The organism is Streptococcus sp. HJ1, from assembly GCF_052399005.1.
Classification (GTDB): domain Bacteria; phylum Bacillota; class Bacilli; order Lactobacillales; family Streptococcaceae; genus Streptococcus.
On record NZ_CP199005.1, the window covers coordinates 152,205 to 171,336 of the forward strand.

The following is a 19,132-nucleotide window of genomic DNA, read 5'->3' on the forward strand; positions in this document are numbered from 1 at the left end:
AAACTTAAGCTTCTAAGCTTGTTTAAAAAATGTGGATAAAAAAGATAAGAAAGGAAAAGTTATCCACAAGCTACTTAATTTTCTTTTTGATTGCTTCTATTTCTAAACGTAAATTATCGTCTTCGTCAATCAAGGATTTGATTTTAGCATGGGCATGAATAACGGTGGTGTGATCTTTTCCTCCGAATTCTTTTCCGATTTTTGGAAGACTGTTATCTGTCAGTTCTCTAGCTAGGTACATGGCAACTTGACGCGCTAAAACGATGTTTTGAACTCGTCTCGTTCCCTTCATTTCTTTGACACTCACTCCATAAAAATTACCAACTTCAGTTTGGATTTTCTCAATTGGAATAACAAGTATCTGGCGGGCGTCTTGCTTACGTGCTCTAATAGCTTCCGCAGCAATATCAATAGTAATATCCTTAATCTTCTTCACTCTGGCAATTAAAGTGATATCGTTGATTGCTCCTTCCAATTCTCGAACATTTGAATCAAATTGACCAGCCAAATACTCTAGAGTATCACTTTGGAAATGGTAATCCAAATGCTCTGTTTTACTTTGAAGAATGGCGATACGTGTCTCAAAGTCAGGAGGAGTGATATTTTGCGTCAATCCCCAGCTAAAGCGCGTGACAAGTCTTTCCTCAAGACCTTCTAGGTGTTTAGGACTTCGATCACTGGTTAGGACAATCTGTTTCTGCTTATCATGAAGAGCATTGAAGGTATTGAAAAATTCTTCCTGGGTCGCGACTTTTTTGCCACTGAGAGATTGGATATCATCGATTAACAAGAGATCAAGACTACGGTAAGTCTTTTTGAACTTTTCCATTTCCCCAAGTCGCAAGTGTTCAAGAAAGTCATTGATAAAGCTTTCGGCAGGAATGTACTTGACACGCGCATCAGGAATATTTTTCAAAATCTCATTTCCAATCGCATTGAGTAAGTGAGTCTTTCCAAGACCAGGTCCTCCATAGATGAAAAGAGGATTATAGGTCAGAGCTAAATCTTCAGATACAGCTAGTGCAGCAGACACCGCCCAAACATTCCCATCACCTTGAATAAAGTTATCAAAGGTATATTTTTCTTTTAACCCTGTTTCAGAATAGGGAATCGTTGGTAGTGCAGATGTGTAATCGTAAGTAGAGACACTATTCGTATCATTTACTTGAGGAGATTCTGTACTCTGAGGTTTAGTGAAAATATAGTGAGGTTTGATTTCAGAATCATAAATTTCAAAACCAGCAGCAATGATAATATCTTTTAATTGCTTTTCCCACACCATTTCCATCTCTGATCTCGGTAGAAATATAGTAGCTGTGTTTTCTTCTACTTTGATGAGTTCAGCAGGTGTAGCATAGAAATCATACATAGATCGAGTTAATCTTTCTTGAGCAAATTCTAAAATACGATTCCAAAATTGCTTTTCTTTCAACTAATTTTCCTCCTTTACTATGATTTTAGTAGTTTAGTGCTAGACTTATTTTACCATAGATAATAGGATTTTTCCACAGATTGGGGAAAAGAATCCACAATGTTAGTAGTATTTATCCACAGGTTGGGGATAAATAGAAAAATCCTTGATTTATTAGGCTTTTTGATAAAAAAATTGGTGGATAAATTTGTGGGTTGAGAAAATAAAAGAACAGCCTTATCTCAGGCTGTTAATAATTCTATCGTATTCTTCTTGACTTGAAAAGGAGATAATAATCTTTCCAGTATCTTTTTTTGAAAGTTTAATTTCTACACTTAAACCGAGTAGTTTTTTTAATTTATCTTCTTCGTCTTTGATGAAAGAATCACTTTTTTTTTGCTTCTTGTGTTTTTTCTCTGTAAGAAGTGCTTCTAACTTTCTCACAGAAATATCTTCATTTTTGATTAGTTGGAAGAAATAGTCTTGCTGCTCTTTGTCTAAACCAACTAGAGAACGTGCATGCGCTTGAGAAATTTTTCCATTTTCTACTTCAGTTAAGATATATTCTGGTAGGGAAAGCAAACGAATAAAATTAGTGATATAAGGACGAGATTTCCCCATTTTATCCGCTATCTCAGTGTGAGTAAATCCTTTTTCTACTAAAGATTCATAGGCGCGTGCTTCTTCAACAGGATTTAAATTTTCTCTCTGCAAATTCTCAATGATTGACTGGATCATCATTTCCTGATCTGAGAGGTGCTTTACAACGGCTGGAATAGAAGTCAGACCAGCCAAGAGAGAAGCTCGATATCGTCTCTCTCCTGCAAGGATTTCATAACCAATTACAGGAGATTGACGAACGATGATTGGTTGGATGAGCCCATTTTCTTTAATTGACTGAGCTAATTCCTTTAATTTATCTACATCAAATTCTTTCCGAGGTTGGTAAGGATTCTTTTGTATTTCAGAGATAGAAATCATTTCAAATTTTTCCATGATTCTACACTAACATATCTTTTACTTTCTGTAAAGTTTTCTTTACACTGATGTCAATTAAGACTCTAAATCACTAGAATTCTTATCTAGTTTAATTGAGGTTGTTTCCTCCTTACCATTACGGTAGTAGGTTACTTTGATAGTATCTCCAATAGCATGATTGTAAAGAGCGTGTTGTAGGTCTGTTGATGAAGCAATCTCTTTATCGTCAACTTTGGTAATGACATCGTATTTTTGAAGATGTCCATTTGCTGGCATATTGTTTTGAACAGATCGAACAACTACACCTGAAGTGAGGCCACTTGGAATGTTAAGTTTTCTAAGATCACTAGCTCCAACATTTGACAGATTGACCATTTGAATTCCAAGAGCTGGACGAGTCACTTTACCATCACTTTCAAGCTGTTTAATGATATTTTGTGCATCGTTTGAAGGAATTGCAAAACCAAGACCTTCTACAGATGTTCCACCATTACTTGCAATTTTACTTGATGTAATACCAATTACTTGTCCTTGAATGTTTACAAGTGGACCACCAGAGTTACCAGGGTTAATGGCTGTATCTGTTTGAATGGCTTTTGTTGAAATAGCTTGACCATCTTCAGATTTTAGAGAAACATTCCGATTAAGACTCGAGATGATCCCCTGTGTAACTGTATTAGCATATTCTGAACCTAGAGGACTACCGATAGCAATCGCTGTTTCTCCAACACTAAGTTGACTTGAATCCCCAAATTCTGCCACTGTTGTAACTTTTTCTGAAGAAATTTTAACGACAGCAATATCAGAGAAAGTATCAGATCCGACAATTTCACCAGGAACCTTGGTACCATCAGCCAAGCGGATATCAACTTTTGAAGCTCCATTGATAACGTGAGTATTAGTTACAAGATATGCATTTTTATCATCCTTTTTATAGATAACACCTGATCCCTCACTTGCGATTTGTTGATTGTCTGAATCAGAATTAGTGTCGTCAGCATTAAATACACTACTTTGTCTACTGCTAGAAGAAGAATAAGTAATGATTGAGACAACAGCATCCTTAACTTTATTTACTGCTTGAGTGGTTGAATTTTCATTTTTATAGGATGTTTGAGTGACAGTGCCAGAATTATTATTTGTAGCTTGATTTCCTTGTTTTTGATAAAGTTGTAATGTTACGAAACTTCCTAAGGCACCACTTAAAAATCCGATTAGAATGATTGCTAGAACTTTAACTCCTTTTTTGTAAAATTTTTGTAAGTGTTTCATAAACGCCTCCGTTTGTTATTTATTTACTCAGATTATAAACCTATTAACTTAATCCAAACTTAAAAGCTTAAAGTTTTACACAAGTTGTGGATAACTCGCTTTATTCTGTGAATTCACTAGTAATTTTGAATGATTTTTTTGTGTATAAGATGTGAAATGAAGTGTGGATATGATAGAATAGAAGAATGAAAATAAAAATTGTAACAGTAGGAAAATTAAAAGAAAAATACCTTAAAGATGGAATTGCTGAATATACCAAACGAATTTCACGTTTCGCCAAATTAGAAATGATTGAGCTCACTGATGAGAAGACACCTGACAAAGCCAGTGAATTAGAAAACCAAAAAATCTTGGAAACAGAAGGTGAAAGAATTCTTTCTAAGGTTGGAGAAAGAGACTTTGTCGTTGTACTAGCCATTGAAGGAAAAACACTCTCTTCAGAGGAATTTAGTAAGCAACTAGAGCAAGCTTCTATCAAAGGATATTCAACGCTTACTTTTATCATTGGAGGAAGTTTGGGTCTAGCTCCTGTTGTAAAAAATAGGGCCAATCTTTCTGTCAGTTTTGGCCGTCTGACATTACCACATCAGTTAATGAGATTGGTTTTAGTTGAACAAATTTACCGTGCTTTTACAATTCAACAGGGTTCTCCTTATCACAAATAGAAGATTGACTTAGCTCTTGTTTTTTGATAGAATGGTCATGTTAGGTCTCATAGCTCAGCTGGATAGAGCATTCGCCTTCTAAGCGAACGGTCGCAGGTTCGAATCCTGCTGGGATCAATTTTAGATGCGAAGCTGGGGTAAATCCCAGCTTTTTTCTTAAAAAAGTGCGTTTCAGGTGCAAAAATGTACAGTTGAGAAGAATTTTTTCTTACATGGTCTTCATTTTGTATAATAGGTGTGTAAGTTAACTTACAAGAAAAAATAATACAGGAGATTTCATTATGAAAAATACAGTAAAGTTGGAACAATTTAAAGAAGTAACAGAGGCAGAATTGCAGGAGATTCGAGGTGGAGATTGGAGAATTTCAGAAACAATTCGTAATCTTATTTTTCCAAGAAGAAAGTAATGAAATAAAGGTAGAGAGTAATGGATTTATTTGGATTAGGGATAGCTATTTTTTATTTTCTCATCATTAGCAAAAGTTATGAATGGATTTGTAAAATAAATAGAAAAGAACAAATTGTTTTTTTCTGTTACACATGCATCTCAGTTTTTATACTTGAAGAAATTATTACACTAGTATATTCTAATAGTTTTGCTTTGTCTAAATTTTTATTTCCTTTAGTTGTGTACCTTTATTTAAGAAAGTTAAAGAAGTCTGAAAAATACAAAGCGATTTTTATCAGTTTACTATTGTCTTTATTATATCACAGTACACATACTTTTATATCCGTAACCTTATCTTCTATAATAGGAGATGAAGTAGTATTACATTATAAAAGTACATTTCTTTTAGTAGTATTGTTGATGACTTATTTTTCTATTCTAATAATAATTCGTTATTTTCATCTGGATATTAAATATTTTGATAAAGATTATCTGTATCCTTTTTTAAAAAAAGTAATAGTTGCTTTCTTTGGTTTGCATATCTTATTATTTATTTCAGATATAGTAAGTACAACTCATCATTTAAATAGTTTCGGAAGTATTTTATCAACCATTGTTTTTATTTGCTTGTTATTGATTTTCTTTGCAATGAATTCTCACAAGGTTCAAATTGAAAAAGAGATTGCTCTAAAACAAAAGAAATTTGAACAAAAACATTTACAGACTTATACTGATGAAATTGTGGAGTTGTATAATGAAATTCGAGGTTTTCGTCATGACTATGCAGGGATGCTTGTTAGCATGCAAATGGCGATTGACAGTGGAGATTTACAAGAAATTAACAGGGTTTACAATGAAGTCCTAGTAAAAGCAAATCAGAAATTGAGGTCAGAAAAATATACTTACTTTGATTTAAATAATATAGAAGATTCTGCTTTACGAAGTTTAATTGCTCAATCTATTGTCTATGCACGAAAAAATGATGTAGAGTTTACATTGGAAGTAAAGGATATCATTACTAGACTGTCAATAGATTTACTTGATCTTGTTCGTATAATGAGCATTTTATTAAACAATGCTGTTGAAGGGGCTGCAGATAGTTATTTGAAACAAATGGAAGTTGCAGTCATTAAAATGGATTTTGAAACAGTTATAGTTATCCAGAATTCATGCAAAATCACTATGACGCCTTCAGAGGATCTATTTGCCTTAGGTTTCTCTACCAAGGGAAGAAATAGAGGTTTAGGACTTAATAATGTTAAAGAGATTTTAGATAAGTATGACAACATTATTTTAGAAACAGAGATGGAAGACAACACATTTAGACAAATTATTAGATTTAAGAGGGAATTCGAATGAAAGTATTAATTTTAGAAGATGTTATTGAACATCAAGTGAGACTAGAGAGAATATTGAATGAAATCTCGGAAGAATCGAATATTCCTATTTCATATAAGACAACAGGAAAAGTTCGTGAGTTTAAGGAATATATCGAAAATGATGAAGTAAACCAGCTTTATTTCCTAGATATCGATATTCATGGAATCGAGAAAAAAGGCTTTGAAGTGGCTCAGTTTATCCGTCATCACAATCCTTATGCTATTATTGTCTTTATTACTAATCGATCTGAATTTGCTACCTTAACGTACAAATACCAGGTATCAGCCCTAGATTTTGTTGATAAAGATATCAATGATGAATTGTTCAAAAAACGCATCGAGCAGAGTATTTTTTACACTAAGAGCATGCTGCTTGAAAACGAAGATGTTGTAGACTATTTTGATTACAACTATAAAGGAAATGATTTGAAAATTCCTTACCATGACATTTTGTATATCGAAACCACAGGAGTTTCTCATAAACTTCGGATTATTGGTAAGAATTTTGCTAAAGAATTCTATGGAACTATGACAGATATTCAGGAAAAGGACAAACATACCCAGCGATTTTATTGCTCCCATAAATCTTTCCTTGTCAATGTGGGAAATGTGAGAGAAATTGATCGAAAGAATTTAGAAGTTGTTTTTTATGAAGATCATCGTTGTCCTATTACCCGTTTAAAAGTCCGCAAACTAAAAGATATTCTAGAGAAAAAATCTAAAAAGTGATTGACAATTAGTAAGAAATTGATATAATGGTTATATCTGCTACAGATAGATGGTCCGTTGGTCAAGGGGTTAAGACACCGCCTTTTCACGGCGGTAACACGGGTTCGAATCCCGTACGGACTATTTTATCCGCCATAGCTCAGTTGGTAGTAGCGCATGACTGTTAATCATGATGTCGTAGGTTCGAGTCCTACTGGCGGAGTTAGATAAAAAGAACACCACTGGTGTTCTTTTTTAGTTTACATCACCTAACATTTTCATAAGGAAGTCTGTCATTTCTTGCGGACTTTCTTTTTTTCCGTGAGCAATCCAAGTCTGGCAAACACCAAATAGAGCATTTGTTAGATAAATGCTACTGTATTCTAATTCAATTGGAGTGAGTTGTAGTTTCATAAAGCGTTTCTGAAGGTCGGTGCTAAGCATGATGTGAAGCTTATTTCTCAAGAAATTTTGGATTTCTTTTGTCCCATTTTCAGATAAGAGTGCAGCTAATAGTGGCTCAGACTCTAAATATTCAAACACTTCTAAAATAGCATCTCTTTTGTGATGAGCATGTTTTTGGAAAATATACTCAAAGGTATGAAATAGCATACTTTGGTAGAGTTCAATCATATCATACTTATCCTTGTAGTGAGTGTAAAAGCTGGAACGACTAATTCCGGCTTTTTCTGCTAACTTGACAGTAGAAATTTGATCAAAGGGCTGGTCCATCAATAATTGAACCATGGCATTTTCGATAATTCGTTTTGTTTTTAAACGTTTGTTACTTTCTTTCATAATTCCTCCTTGTGAACAAAAATAGACTATGTGTCTAAAAAAATATTTTTTACCTTGTAATTTAGATTTTTTGATGTATAATCTATTATATCAAAATTTTAGACAATATGTGTAAAAAAGGAGGGAACATGTTTAAAGAATGGAAAGCAATATTTAAAAAACCGACCTTTATCATTGTAATGATAGGGATTTCTTTCATTCCAGCTCTATACAACATTATATTTTTATCATCCATGTGGGATCCATATGGTCAAGTATCGGAGTTACCTGTGGCAGTTGTCAATAAAGATAAGGAAGCTTCTTATAATGGACAGGCAATGACAATAGGTGAAGACATGGTGTCTAATTTAAAAGAAAATAAGGCTTTAGATTTTCATTTTGTTAATGAAGAGGAAGGGGAAAAAGGCCTAGAAGATGGTGACTACTACATGGTAGTGACTTTACCAAGTGACTTATCTGAAAAGGCTACTTCTATCCTAACTAATCATCCTGAACAGATGCAGATTGATTATCAGACTTCAAGTGGGCATAGCTTTATTGCAAGCAAGATGAGTGATTCTGCAATGACACAGTTAAAACAAACCGTTTCTACTAATGTAACTGAAACGTATACCAAGGCTTTATTTCAAAAAATGAATGACTTGAAGTCTGGAGTAAACAAGGCAGCTGATGGAAGTGAACAATTGGCTAATGGAGCAAATCAGTTGGTGACGGGAAGTCAAACATTGACGACAAATCTTAATACTCTAGCTAACTCAAGTGTAACTTTTTCAAATGGAGCAGATCAATTTACAAAAGGTTTATCTAGCTATGTGTCTGCTATAGAGCAATTACATACTGGTTTAGGAACTTTTAATAGTGGTTTACAAAGTTATACGAATGCTGTCTCACAAGTTGACACTGGACTTGGTCAATTAGCTTCAAAAACTCCTGAGTTGGTGACAGGTGTAAATCAGCTAAATACAGGTATAAAGTCTTATACAGGTGGCGTTTCACAACTGGATACAGGTCTCAATCAATTTTCAGTTGGTGTAAATGCTTATACAAGTAGTGTGAAAGAACTTTCTAACGGAACAAGTCAATTATCCAATCAATCAGATACACTAAGAGATGGAATGGAGCAATTAAATACTGGTATTAAAGAAATTTCAAGTCAATTAGAGTCCTCATCTCAACAAAGTGAAGAAATAGCGCAATTGGCAACAAGCTTAGGAGAACTAAATAAAACACTACAAGCTCTTACAATATCAGATGACACTCAACTGAAAAGTAAATTTTCAGAAGCTTTGCCAAATCTAACAACTCTTGCACAGGATATTGTGACTAAAAGTCAGACAGAACAAGAGAAAACTATTGCTAACCTTCAATCAACAGCTACTTATCAATCTCTCACAGAGGAACAAAAGAAAGAACTGACTGAAGCTGTTTCTAAAAATTCTAATTCTACGATTGAGTCAGCAAAAACAATTTTAACGACAGTAGGGGGATTAAAAGAAAGTATAGAGAATTCAGAACAACAAGTATCTAATCTATCTGATGTGCAGACGAAAGCAAATCAACTCTTACCTGCAGCATCTAGCTCCTTGACAACCTTGTCAAATGGATTTGCAACATTACAAACTTCTGTAAATAATAAGTTAGTTCCTGGAAGTCAGTCAATTGAAAAAGGAGTTGTAAACTACACTAAAGGATTGGATACTATTTCTATAGGTGCTAATCAACTAAGTGAAAAGAATGCAAGTTTAACAACTAGTCTGGATCAATTAGTTTCTGGATCAAGTAAGTTAACAGAAAATACATCAACCTTGACAACTGGAGTAGATGCGTTAGCTGGAAAAGCTCCAGAATTAGTATCAGGTATAGAAAGTTTGTCATCTGGTTCTGCTCAATTGAATAATAAGAGTCCAGAGCTAATAGCAGGTCTTACTAAATTACAATTTGGCTCTGGTCAATTAACAGATAAATCAACACAGTTACTTTCTGCAGCATCTCAACTAGGAAGTGGTGCCATGAAGATTGCAGATGGTGCTGGAAAACTAGCAGATGGTGGAACAACCTTAACCTCTAGTCTTGAAGATTTACAGACAGGAGTTGATTCATTAGGACAAGGATTAGGCAATGCTAACAATCAACTTAAATCAGCATCAACAGAATCTAAAAATGCAGAGACATTATCTGAACCTCTAGTTCTCTCAAAAACAGACAATGACCAAGTCCCTGTAAATGGGATTGCTATGGCTCCTTATATGATATCAGTTGCTCTTTTTGTTGCTGCTATATCTACCAATATGATTTTTGCTAAGTTGCCTTCTGGACGTCATCCAGAGAGTCGTTGGGCTTGGTTGAAGTCTCGTTCTGAAATAAATGGGATTATAGCTGTCTTAGCAGGTGTTTTAGTTTATGGAGGTGTCCATCTTATTGGATTGACTGCGAACCATGAGATGAGGACCTTGATTCTAATTATAATCACAAGTTTAGCTTTCATGTCTATGGTGACAGCTTTAACAACTTGGAATAGCCGTATTGGAGCTTTCTTCTCTCTTATTTTACTTTTATTACAGTTAGCATCAAGTGCAGGGACCTATCCCCTTGCTTTGACAAATGATTTCTTCAAAGGTGTCAATCCTTGGTTACCAATGAGTTATTCTGTATCAGGCTTACGACAAACAATCTCTATGACAGGAAATATTCATCATCAAGTGATTTTCCTTATTATAACTCTAGCTTTCTTTACTGCTTTAGGTATGCTAGCTTATCAACCTAAGAAAATGGAAGAAGATTAAAAAGATTGGCCAAGGAATTGGTCAATCTTTTTCTGTCTTAGATAAATTTCGTCTGTGATTATAGATCCCAAAAAGAAGAAGGGCAGTTAGTGAGCAGGCTGCTCCAATAACAAAACCATTGGGTATAAAGGAAAGTGTAATGGTGCCTTTTCCCTTTGGAACATCAACTTTCATAAAACCAGTCTGAGCCTGCTTGATTTCAAGTTTTTTCCCATCTTGGAATGCAGACCAACCTTTGTCATAAGGAATAGTGAAGAAAATAGAGGTATCTTGTTTTACTTCATATGTAGCAAATACTTTATTTTTAGAGGTGGATACTTCTACAGGTTGTTCTTTAATCTTTTGAATTGCCTCAGTAAGAGCCTGAGTATCTAAACGATAGAAGGTTGGAGATTCAAATGACACCTGAGAATTTCCAGGGAAACTAACACTGATATTGAAAGTTTTTTGTTCTTCAGTATAACCCAAATTAAAGAAATTAAATGCATTGTCATTTGTAAAAGTCTTTTTTTCACCGTTGACAATGATGTCAACTTTCTTTTGTTTATCATTCGTAAAATGAAGATTTGAAAAAGAGAGATAGACTTGGCTATTTTGAGGAACCTCAATTTGATAATCAATCTTTGCATCTTCATTCGCAGAACCTGTGATGCTCGTTAAACCATCTGAAGTATCTGTTTTATCAGATGCTATTTGGGAGAAGTAATCTAAGTTGAGATTAGCAAGCTGGTTTATAAATAAAGCCTGATTATCTAAAGTGTGATTGTTAAAGTTTACATCTTTGTAAATAGATTGAGTGGCAAAGGCAATGGGTAAAGAGAGTTGATTTTTATATAAGGTTAAATGATCCTTTTGATAAATCTCTTGAAAGCCATACTTATCAAGTGAAGTTTCAGAAATATTGTATTGGATTCCAAATAAACTGTCTGCTAAAAGACTGTTATTTGCATAACGGAGATTAAGGTTGGTTCCAGAGGATTTGAATCCCAGTTTATCCAAACTAGTGCTAGATGAACGATTTCGTACAGACGAAAATTGAGAGATTCCATTGTAGTTAAATTTCATACTGTCATTTCCAGTCTGAATTTGCAGTTTTTCAGTACGTGTAAATGGATTGTCAATTTGGTTTAGAATGGATTCCATAGCAGTGATATCTCTATTATAGGCGCTACGAGAAGCAAAGGCCCATTCTTTAGCTATTCCTTCCATTTGAGATGATGCATTTAAGCTTATCTCAGCCGTTATAAATAAAGACAAAAGAATTGCAAATAGATTTACAGAGATAAATTTTTTAATGACTGCAAGAAGTAAAAGAGCATAAACTAGTAGAAATTCAAGAGTGAGTAGGATATTCAAATCAGTTAAAAAAGAATAGTGTGATTTAAAATAGACCGTGGCCAAAAATCCTGTTAGTACAAGAAAAAGTGAGACAAATAGATTCCAGAGCTTCAGTTCTTTCAGACGATTTAAGACTTCTGCTGCAGTATAAATTAACAGAGTGGAAAAAATCCAAGCATAGCGATGCAAAAACATATTTGGGGTATGCATCCCTTGCCAAAATAAATCAAGTACTTCTATGTAAAAGCTTGTTATTAAAAAAGTAAAGAAAATTGCATAGGTAAGTTTCACGTGAAACCTTATGGATTTTATTGTGAAAAATAGAATGGTTAAAATAAAAGGAAGCAATCCAACAAAAATCATTGGTATAGATCCATATTTAGTTGTATCAAAAGATCCAATGAATTGTTTTGCAAAAATATCCAAATACCAGCTACTATCTGTCTTTAATTTTGTGATGGCAGTCAACTTCTCTCCATGAGTTTGTAAATCAAACAGTGTAGGAAGAGTCATAATCAAACTAGCCATTCCAGCTAAAAAGGAGGTAACAACAAAATCAAGAAAAGATGATTTTCGAGTTTTAAAGTCCCAAGAAATTTGGCAGAGATACCAGAAAATAAGAAACAATGCTGTCATATACCCAAAATAATAATTTTGAATAAATAAGATTGACAAACTTGTAAAGTATAGTAGGCGCTTCTTTTGTGTTATAAGTAGGTGTAAACCAGTTATAATGAAAGGAATCAAGATAAAAACATCTAGCCAGGTTTTAATCTCTAACTGACTAACGGTAAAGCTCATTAGAGCATAGGAAGTAGATAAGGCAAGTTTTAAAAATTTTGGGATATCTTTAAATAATCTATTTAGACTAAAGAAGGTTGACAGACCAATCAATCCAAATTTTAAGAGAGTGGTTAGATAGACAGCATCTGGCATATTCGACAGATTAAAAAAGTAAACTAGGGGTGAAAGAAAACTACCCAAGTAATAACTAGATAGAGCATAGAAATTCAGTCCGAGGCCACTTGTAAAGGTGTAAAACAAACTGCCATTTCCATGCAGAATATTTCGTAAAGCTACATCAAAAATAACGTATTGATGGAAACCGTCTCCTAATAGTGGAGATGCATCGCTATTCCAGTAGATACCTTGAGTTAGGTATACTCCAGTCATAATTACTAAAGGAATGATGAAAGAAACAAAATAGGTCCAATATGTTTTAAAAAATGATTTCATGTTACCTCGTAGAATGATAGAAAACTCAGTTGGTTACCCCAACTGAGTTTTGAAGTCTTATTTAATCTTTCCAAAGTTCTTTAACTTTTGCTTGTACTTCTGCATTTTCTAGGAATTCATCGTAGGTTTCATCAATACGATCAATGACGCCATTCTTAGACAAAACAATGATATGGTTTGCCAAAGTTTGGATAAACTCGTGGTCATGACTGGCAAAGATGATTGATTCTTTAAAGTTTTTCAATCCATCGTTCAAGCTTGAGATAGATTCCAAGTCCAAGTGATTTGTTGGATCATCAAGTACAAGGACATTTGATTTCAAGAGCATGAGTTTTGAAAGCATGACACGTACTTTTTCTCCCCCTGACAAGACGTTTACAGGTTTGTTAACCTCATCACCAGAGAAGAGCATACGACCAAGGAAACCACGTAGGAAGGTATTGTCATCTTCTTCTTTACTTGCAAATTGACGCAACCAGTCAAGGATTGACTCTCCTCCTGCAAAATCAGCCGAGTTGTCTTTTGGCAAGTAAGAACGGCTAGTAGTAACTCCCCACTTGACAGTTCCTTCATAGTCGATGTCACCCATAATTGCACGAATTAATGCAGTCGTTTGGATGTCATTTTGTCCAATAAGAGCTGTCTTATCACCTGGACGCAAGATGAAACTAATATTGTCTAGGATAGTTTCGCCATCAATCTTTACAGTTAGATTTTCTACTGTCAAGAGATCATTACCAATCTCACGTTCTGCTTTAAAGTTGATAAATGGGTATTTACGACTAGAAGGAACAATCTCTTCTAATTCAATCTTGTCAAGCATTTTTTTACGAGACGTTGCTTGTCTTGACTTAGAAGCGTTGGCAGAGAAGCGAGCAACGAATTCTTGCAATTGCTTAATTTTTTCTTCTGCCTTGGCATTACGGTCTGCTAGCAATTTAGCAGCAAGCTCAGAAGATTCCTTCCAGAAGTCGTAGTTTCCAACATAGAGTTTAATTTTTCCAAAGTCAAGGTCAGCCATATGAGTACACACTTTGTTTAAGAAGTGACGGTCGTGGGATACTACGATAACAGTGTTATCAAAGTCAATCAAGAAGTCTTCTAGCCAAGTAATAGATTGGATGTCCAACCCGTTGGTCGGCTCGTCCAAGAGAAGAACATCTGGTTTACCAAAAAGTGCTTTAGCAAGGAGAACCTTCACTTTTTCACCATTGGCCAATTCGCTCATGTTTTGATAGTGCAATTCTTCTGGAATGTTTAGGTTTTGAAGTAATTGGGATGCTTCACTTTCTGCTTCCCAACCTCCAAGTTCAGCAAATTCACCTTCGAGTTCGGCTGCACGAACACCATCTTCATCGGAAAAATCTTCCTTCATGTAAATGGCATCTTTTTCTTTCATGATGTTGTAAAGTTTTTCATTTCCCATAATGACAACATCAATAACTCGCTCATCTTCATAGTCAAAGTGATTTTGACGGAGGACAGAGAGACGTTCATCTGGACCAAGAGAGATGTGACCAGTTGTTGGTTCGATATCACCAGCTAGAATTTTTAAGAATGTAGACTTCCCAGCACCATTAGCACCAATTAATCCGTATGTATTTCCTTCTGTAAATTTGATATTGACATCATCAAAAAGTTTGCGATCACTAAAACGTAGTGAAACATCAGATACTGTAAGCAATGTTTTTCTCCTATAATATGTAATATATTTATTCTACTAGAAAAGAGAGAAATATTCAAATTTTTATTTGTCAATTTTATGTCAACTAAGTTTACAGGTTCGTTTACAATGAGTTAGTTGTTTGATTTAAATAATTTTCTGTTATTTTAACAAAAAAATGCTATAATTGAAGAGACCATTTCGAAGGAGAAAAAAATGACGAAACCCATTATTTTAACAGGAGATCGCCCAACAGGAAAACTGCATATTGGACATTATGTTGGGAGTCTTAAAAATAGAGTATTACTGCAGGAAGAAGACAAGTATGAGATGTTTGTTTTTTTGGCGGACCAACAAGCATTGACAGATCACGCCAAAGATCCTCAAACGATTGTAGAATCGATTGGGAATGTTGCCTTGGATTATTTAGCAGTTGGATTGGATCCAAGTAAATCAACTATCTTTATTCAAAGCCAGATTCCAGAGTTGGCTGAGCTGTCTATGTACTATATGAATTTGGTATCACTAGCTCGTTTGGAACGGAATCCGACAGTAAAAACAGAGATTGCTCAAAAAGGGTTTGGAGAAAGTATTCCGACAGGATTTTTGGTTTATCCGATTGCGCAAGCAGCAGATATTACTGCCTTCAAGGCTAATTATGTTCCTGTTGGGACAGATCAGAAACCAATGATTGAGCAAACTCGCGAGATTGTTCGTTCCTTTAATCATGCTTATAATTGTGAGGTCTTGGTGGAGCCGGAAGGTGTTTATCCAGAAAATGAGAGAGCAGGGCGTTTGCCTGGTTTAGATGGAAATGCTAAAATGTCTAAATCCCTTAATAATGGTATTTATCTAGCAGATGATGCGGATACGTTGCGTAAAAAAGTCATGAGCATGTATACTGATCCGGATCATATTCGAGTGGAGGATCCAGGTAAGATTGAAGGAAACATGGTTTTCCATTATCTAGATGTGTTTGGTCGTCCAGAAGATGCTCAAGAAATTGCGAATATGAAAGAACATTATCAACGTGGTGGTCTTGGTGATGTGAAGACGAAACGTTATCTACTTGAAATATTAGAACGCGAACTTGGTCCTATTCGTGAGCGCCGTATCGAATTTGCTAAGGATATGGGAGAAGTGTACAATATGCTTCAAAAAGGTAGTGAGAAAGCGCGTGAGGTTGCGGGGCAAACTCTATCTGAAGTTAAGGGAGCAATGGGACTAAATTATTTTAAATAATAGATAAAATATGAATCGTAAAACTATCTCTTCCATAGGATCACAGGGATAGTTTTTTTATGATTTCTACCATAAATATAATTGACAAATTTTCATAGAATGGTATGATAGATACAATACAAAAAGAGTCAAGCTCAAAAAGAAAGAAAAGAGGAAACTTCAATGTCTAATTGGGATACTAAATTTTTAAAAAAAGGTTTTACCTTTGATGATGTATTGCTCATTCCAGCAGAAAGTCATGTGTTGCCTAATGATGCAGATTTAACAACAAAATTGGCAGATAATCTGACTTTAAATATCCCAATTATAACAGCCGCCATGGATACAGTCACAGAAAGTCAAATGGCTATTGCCATTGCTCGTGCGGGTGGTCTTGGAGTAATCCATAAAAATATGTCTATTGCGCAACAGGCAGATGAAGTTCGCAAGGTAAAACGTTCTGAAAATGGTGTTATTATTGATCCATTCTTCTTGACTCCAGAACATACCATTGCTGAGGCAGATGAACTGATGGGACGTTACCGTATCAGTGGTGTTCCAGTTGTGGAGACACTTGAAAATCGTAAATTGGTTGGTATTCTAACAAACCGAGATCTTCGCTTTATTTCAGATTACAATCAGCCAATCTCAAACCATATGACCAGTGAAAATCTTGTTACTGCTCCTGTTGGTACAGATCTTGCAACAGCTGAAAGTATTCTTCAAGAACACCGTATTGAAAAACTTCCTTTGGTTGATGAAGAAGGTCGTCTTTCTGGCTTGATTACTATTAAAGATATCGAAAAAGTAATTGAATTTCCTAATGCAGCAAAAGATGAGTTTGGTCGTCTTCTAGTTGCTGGTGCAGTAGGTGTTACTTCAGATACATTTGAACGTGCAGAGGCTCTTTTTGAAGCAGGAGCGGATGCGATTGTTATTGATACTGCACATGGTCATTCTGCAGGTGTCTTGCGTAAAATTGCTGAGATTCGTGCTCACTTCCCAGACCGCACTTTGATTGCGGGTAATATTGCCACTGCAGAAGGTGCGCGTGCTCTTTATGATGCAGGTGTAGATGTTGTCAAAGTCGGTATCGGACCAGGTTCTATTTGTACCACTCGCGTGATTGCAGGGGTTGGTGTTCCACAAGTGACAGCAATCTATGATGCGGCAGCAGTTGCGCGCGAATATGGAAAAACGATTATTGCTGATGGTGGAATCAAGTACTCTGGAGATATCGTGAAAGCCCTTGCTGCAGGTGGAAATGCAGTTATGCTTGGTTCAATGTTTGCTGGAACAGATGAAGCACCAGGTGAAACTGAAATTTTCCAAGGACGTAAGTTTAAGACTTACCGTGGTATGGGATCAATCGCTGCAATGAAGAAAGGTTCAAGCGACCGTTACTTCCAAGGTTCTGTCAATGAAGCAAACAAACTCGTTCCAGAAGGAATTGAAGGCCGTGTTGCCTATAAAGGCGCAGCAGCTGATATTGTCTTCCAAATGCTTGGTGGTATTCGCTCTGGTATGGGTTACTGTGGTGCAGCTAACCTTAAAGAATTGCACGACAACGCTCAATTTATTGAAATGTCTGGGGCTGGTCTAAAAGAAAGCCATCCTCATGATGTACAAATTACTAATGAAGCACCAAACTACTCCATGTAAGAAGTAAAAAGAACTCCTGAAATCCAGGAGTTCTTTTTGTTTACATAGTTGTCAATTTTGATTTACAGATATTCTACCGTTTTGGATGTTGAAAATACTAAGGTTTTCTGGCAAGTTTTGTAAGTGGTCTAAACTTGTTGTTGTAATAAAGGTTTGGATAGATTGAGAAATGGTTTCTAGTAATTTTAGTTGCCGTGTATTGTCAAGTTCGCTCATAACATCATCAAGCAGTAGTATCGGAGACTCATTGGTAATAGTTTCCATTAGCTCAATCTCTGCTAGTTTGATAGAAAGTACAAGACTACGATGTTGACCTTGGCTTCCAAAACTAGCGTCCATACCATTGATATAGAAAGTAATGTCATCTCGATGAGGGCCGACACCAGTATTCTTTTTGAACAAATCTCTTGATCTGGTTTTCTCCAAAGCCATTTTAAAAGAACTTGTTAGCTGTTCTTCATCAGTGAAGTTGACAGATGCTTGATAAGATATTGACAACTCTTCTAATTTATTTGAAATTTCTAAGTGTTTTTTTTGACCAAATTTCTCTAAGTCTTTAATGAATTTTATTCGATGCTTTATAACGCGACATCCATACTCTACTAACTGATCATCTAATACTGACAGAAATGTTTCATCAATCTTTTGGCTGGATTTTAGGTAAGTATTTCTTTGCTTGAGTATATGGTTATAGTTTGACAAGTCTGACAAGTAGATTGGTTTAATTTGTCCCAGTTCTATATCTATAAACTTTCGACGAACGGAGGGAGCTCCTTTAATTAACTGTAGATCTTCAGGTGCGAAGAGAACCACATTCATATGTCCGATGTAGTCAGAGAGGCGAGCTTGTTTTAAGTGATTGACTTTAGTCACACGCCCTTTTGGTGTTAAATCAATTTCTAGAGGGATAGAGCCTGTTTTTTTCTGTAGCAAGCCAGAAAGATGGAGTTGTTCTTCATCAAAATGAATGAGATTTTTATCTGTACGAGTCCGATGACTACGTGTCAAGGCTAAGAAATAGATTGCTTCTAGAATATTGGTTTTTCCTTGTGCATTTTGACCTAGAAAGACATTTAATTTTGGATTGAAATCAATTTTTGCCTCTTTGTAGTTTCGAAAGGTTTTAATTGTTAAATGTTGGAGCCACATGGTTATCTTCCTGGAAAACGTGGAGGTTGTTTGGTTTTAGGCGATGAAGAAGTTTTTTGTTTTTCTTTCTTGACGCCTTTATTCATCTCTTTGACAAGTTTAGCAATTCGCTCTTTCTCAATCTTATCTGCTTGATACTCTTCTTGCTCTTTTAAACTTGGTTTTGTCAAGGTGATGTCAATCTTTAAATCAGGAATGTCAATCGTATCTCCAATACGGATTTTTTTCCCACGTCTACTTTCTAACTCGCCATTAAAGTAAACTTGATGATCTATTAAAAAGGATTTGATAGCACCACCGCTTTGTATAATTCCAAGTTCTTTTAGGAGTGCTTGGAGCGTAATAAATTCTTCAAATAATTTGTATTCCATAATTCACCTCAATCTTTGGTATTATACCATATTTCCCTTGAAATAGCTGAAGGAAAGTTTGCTGAAATGAAAACGGTTTTACTCTTTAAAGCTATAAAGAGAACAAGAAA

Annotated in this window: 15 protein-coding genes and 3 tRNA genes; 10 read left to right on the forward strand and 8 right to left on the reverse strand. The window is 35.2% G+C overall.

All coding sequences use genetic code 11. From position 1 onward, the window contains the following. Positions 1-70: 70 nt before the first annotated feature. The 3 genes from dnaA to ACT17O_RS00855 form a co-directional block, all read right to left on the reverse strand. Positions 71-1,369, reverse strand: a complete 1,299-nt coding sequence (gene dnaA, locus ACT17O_RS00845) for a chromosomal replication initiator protein DnaA (protein ID WP_444817851.1) — start codon at positions 1,367-1,369, stop codon at positions 71-73. Positions 1,370-1,648: 279 nt separating this feature from the next. Continuing rightward, complete coding sequence (locus tag ACT17O_RS00850; protein WP_444817529.1) at positions 1,649-2,407, reverse strand: ParB/RepB/Spo0J family partition protein; 759 nt, start codon at positions 2,405-2,407, stop codon at positions 1,649-1,651. 57 nt (positions 2,408-2,464) lie between these two features. Further along, the gene (locus ACT17O_RS00855; protein WP_444817530.1) at positions 2,465-3,661 is read right to left on the reverse strand and encodes a S1C family serine protease; all 1,197 of its coding nucleotides are present in this window, start codon (positions 3,659-3,661) and stop codon (positions 2,465-2,467) included. Positions 3,662-3,846: 185 nt separating this feature from the next. Between ACT17O_RS00855 and rlmH the strand changes: the two genes are divergently transcribed. The 7 genes from rlmH (at position 3,847) to ACT17O_RS00890 (ending at position 7,024) form a co-directional block, all read left to right on the forward strand. Then, complete coding sequence (rlmH, locus tag ACT17O_RS00860) at positions 3,847-4,326, forward strand: 23S rRNA (pseudouridine(1915)-N(3))-methyltransferase RlmH (protein WP_000694219.1); 480 nt, start codon at positions 3,847-3,849, stop codon at positions 4,324-4,326. 43 nt (positions 4,327-4,369) lie between these two features. Then, positions 4,370-4,443 (forward strand) — tRNA-Arg (locus tag ACT17O_RS00865). 164 nt (positions 4,444-4,607) lie between these two features. Next, on the forward strand, positions 4,608-4,733 hold the full coding sequence (comC, locus tag ACT17O_RS00870; protein WP_000799678.1) for a competence-stimulating peptide ComC: 126 nt from the start codon (positions 4,608-4,610) through the stop codon (positions 4,731-4,733). Between the two features lie 20 nt (positions 4,734-4,753). Further along, complete coding sequence (gene comD, locus ACT17O_RS00875; RefSeq protein ID WP_061586796.1) at positions 4,754-6,073, forward strand: competence system sensor histidine kinase ComD; 1,320 nt, start codon at positions 4,754-4,756, stop codon at positions 6,071-6,073. After that, on the forward strand, positions 6,070-6,822 hold the full coding sequence (gene comE / locus ACT17O_RS00880) for a competence system response regulator transcription factor ComE (RefSeq protein ID WP_444817531.1): 753 nt from the start codon (positions 6,070-6,072) through the stop codon (positions 6,820-6,822). The genes comD and comE overlap by 4 nt, the downstream gene beginning before the upstream one ends. A gap of 51 nt (positions 6,823-6,873) precedes the next feature. Further along, a tRNA-Glu gene (locus ACT17O_RS00885) sits at positions 6,874-6,945 on the forward strand. A gap of 5 nt (positions 6,946-6,950) precedes the next feature. Beyond that, positions 6,951-7,024, forward strand: a tRNA-Asn gene (locus ACT17O_RS00890). Positions 7,025-7,056: 32 nt separating this feature from the next. On the opposite strand, the gene ACT17O_RS00895 is transcribed toward ACT17O_RS00890, so the two are convergent. Further along, positions 7,057-7,599 carry a TetR/AcrR family transcriptional regulator gene (locus tag ACT17O_RS00895; protein WP_000665081.1) on the reverse strand — a complete coding sequence of 181 codons (543 nt, stop codon included), beginning with the start codon at positions 7,597-7,599 and terminating at the stop codon, positions 7,057-7,059. 128 nt (positions 7,600-7,727) lie between these two features. Between ACT17O_RS00895 and ACT17O_RS00900 the strand changes: the two genes are divergently transcribed. Then, complete coding sequence (locus ACT17O_RS00900; protein WP_444817532.1) at positions 7,728-10,382, forward strand: YhgE/Pip family protein; 2,655 nt, start codon at positions 7,728-7,730, stop codon at positions 10,380-10,382. Positions 10,383-10,403: 21 nt separating this feature from the next. On the opposite strand, the gene ACT17O_RS00905 is transcribed toward ACT17O_RS00900, so the two are convergent. Both ACT17O_RS00905 and ACT17O_RS00910 read right to left on the reverse strand, forming a co-directional pair. Then, positions 10,404-12,956 (reverse strand): YfhO family protein, encoded by a 2,553-nt coding sequence (locus tag ACT17O_RS00905; protein WP_444817533.1) that lies wholly within the window; start codon positions 12,954-12,956, stop codon positions 10,404-10,406. Between the two features lie 61 nt (positions 12,957-13,017). Beyond that, positions 13,018-14,640 (reverse strand): ATP-binding cassette domain-containing protein, encoded by a 1,623-nt coding sequence (locus ACT17O_RS00910; RefSeq protein ID WP_000958793.1) that lies wholly within the window; start codon positions 14,638-14,640, stop codon positions 13,018-13,020. A 195-nt stretch (positions 14,641-14,835) separates the two neighbouring features. Here ACT17O_RS00910 and trpS point away from each other — a divergent pair, with 195 nt between their 5' ends. Further along, a complete protein-coding gene (gene trpS, locus ACT17O_RS00915) occupies positions 14,836-15,861 on the forward strand; it encodes a tryptophan--tRNA ligase (protein ID WP_049518870.1) in 1,026 nt (341 codons plus the stop codon). A gap of 162 nt (positions 15,862-16,023) precedes the next feature. After that, on the forward strand, positions 16,024-17,502 hold the full coding sequence (guaB, locus tag ACT17O_RS00920) for an IMP dehydrogenase (protein WP_409002591.1): 1,479 nt from the start codon (positions 16,024-16,026) through the stop codon (positions 17,500-17,502). A 51-nt stretch (positions 17,503-17,553) separates the two neighbouring features. Here guaB and recF read toward each other — a convergent pair whose 3' ends face one another. Together recF and yaaA are read right to left on the reverse strand one after the other, a co-directional pair. Next, entirely contained in the window at positions 17,554-18,651 is a 1,098-nt protein-coding gene (recF, locus tag ACT17O_RS00925; RefSeq protein ID WP_000266685.1) for a DNA replication/repair protein RecF, read from the reverse strand. Between the two features lie 2 nt (positions 18,652-18,653). Continuing rightward, positions 18,654-19,022, reverse strand: a complete 369-nt coding sequence (gene yaaA / locus ACT17O_RS00930) for a S4 domain-containing protein YaaA (RefSeq protein WP_000455874.1) — start codon at positions 19,020-19,022, stop codon at positions 18,654-18,656. Between the last annotated feature and the right edge of the window lie 110 nt (positions 19,023-19,132).

Coding starts and splice junctions, on each gene's coding strand:
- dnaA (WP_444817851.1), bottom strand. CDS start 1,369: ATGTATGATTTCTATGCTACACCTGCTGAACTCATCAAAGTAGAAGAA.
- ACT17O_RS00850 (WP_444817529.1), bottom strand. CDS start 2,407: ATGGAAAAATTTGAAATGATTTCTATCTCTGAAATACAAAAGAATCCT.
- ACT17O_RS00855 (WP_444817530.1), bottom strand. CDS start 3,661: ATGAAACACTTACAAAAATTTTACAAAAAAGGAGTTAAAGTTCTAGCA.
- rlmH (WP_000694219.1), top strand. CDS start 3,847: ATGAAAATAAAAATTGTAACAGTAGGAAAATTAAAAGAAAAATACCTT.
- comC (WP_000799678.1), top strand. CDS start 4,608: ATGAAAAATACAGTAAAGTTGGAACAATTTAAAGAAGTAACAGAGGCA.
- comD (WP_061586796.1), top strand. CDS start 4,754: ATGGATTTATTTGGATTAGGGATAGCTATTTTTTATTTTCTCATCATT.
- comE (WP_444817531.1), top strand. CDS start 6,070: ATGAAAGTATTAATTTTAGAAGATGTTATTGAACATCAAGTGAGACTA.
- ACT17O_RS00895 (WP_000665081.1), bottom strand. CDS start 7,599: ATGAAAGAAAGTAACAAACGTTTAAAAACAAAACGAATTATCGAAAAT.
- ACT17O_RS00900 (WP_444817532.1), top strand. CDS start 7,728: ATGTTTAAAGAATGGAAAGCAATATTTAAAAAACCGACCTTTATCATT.
- ACT17O_RS00905 (WP_444817533.1), bottom strand. CDS start 12,956: ATGAAATCATTTTTTAAAACATATTGGACCTATTTTGTTTCTTTCATC.
- trpS (WP_049518870.1), top strand. CDS start 14,836: ATGACGAAACCCATTATTTTAACAGGAGATCGCCCAACAGGAAAACTG.
- guaB (WP_409002591.1), top strand. CDS start 16,024: ATGTCTAATTGGGATACTAAATTTTTAAAAAAAGGTTTTACCTTTGAT.
- recF (WP_000266685.1), bottom strand. CDS start 18,651: ATGTGGCTCCAACATTTAACAATTAAAACCTTTCGAAACTACAAAGAG.
- yaaA (WP_000455874.1), bottom strand. CDS start 19,022: ATGGAATACAAATTATTTGAAGAATTTATTACGCTCCAAGCACTCCTA.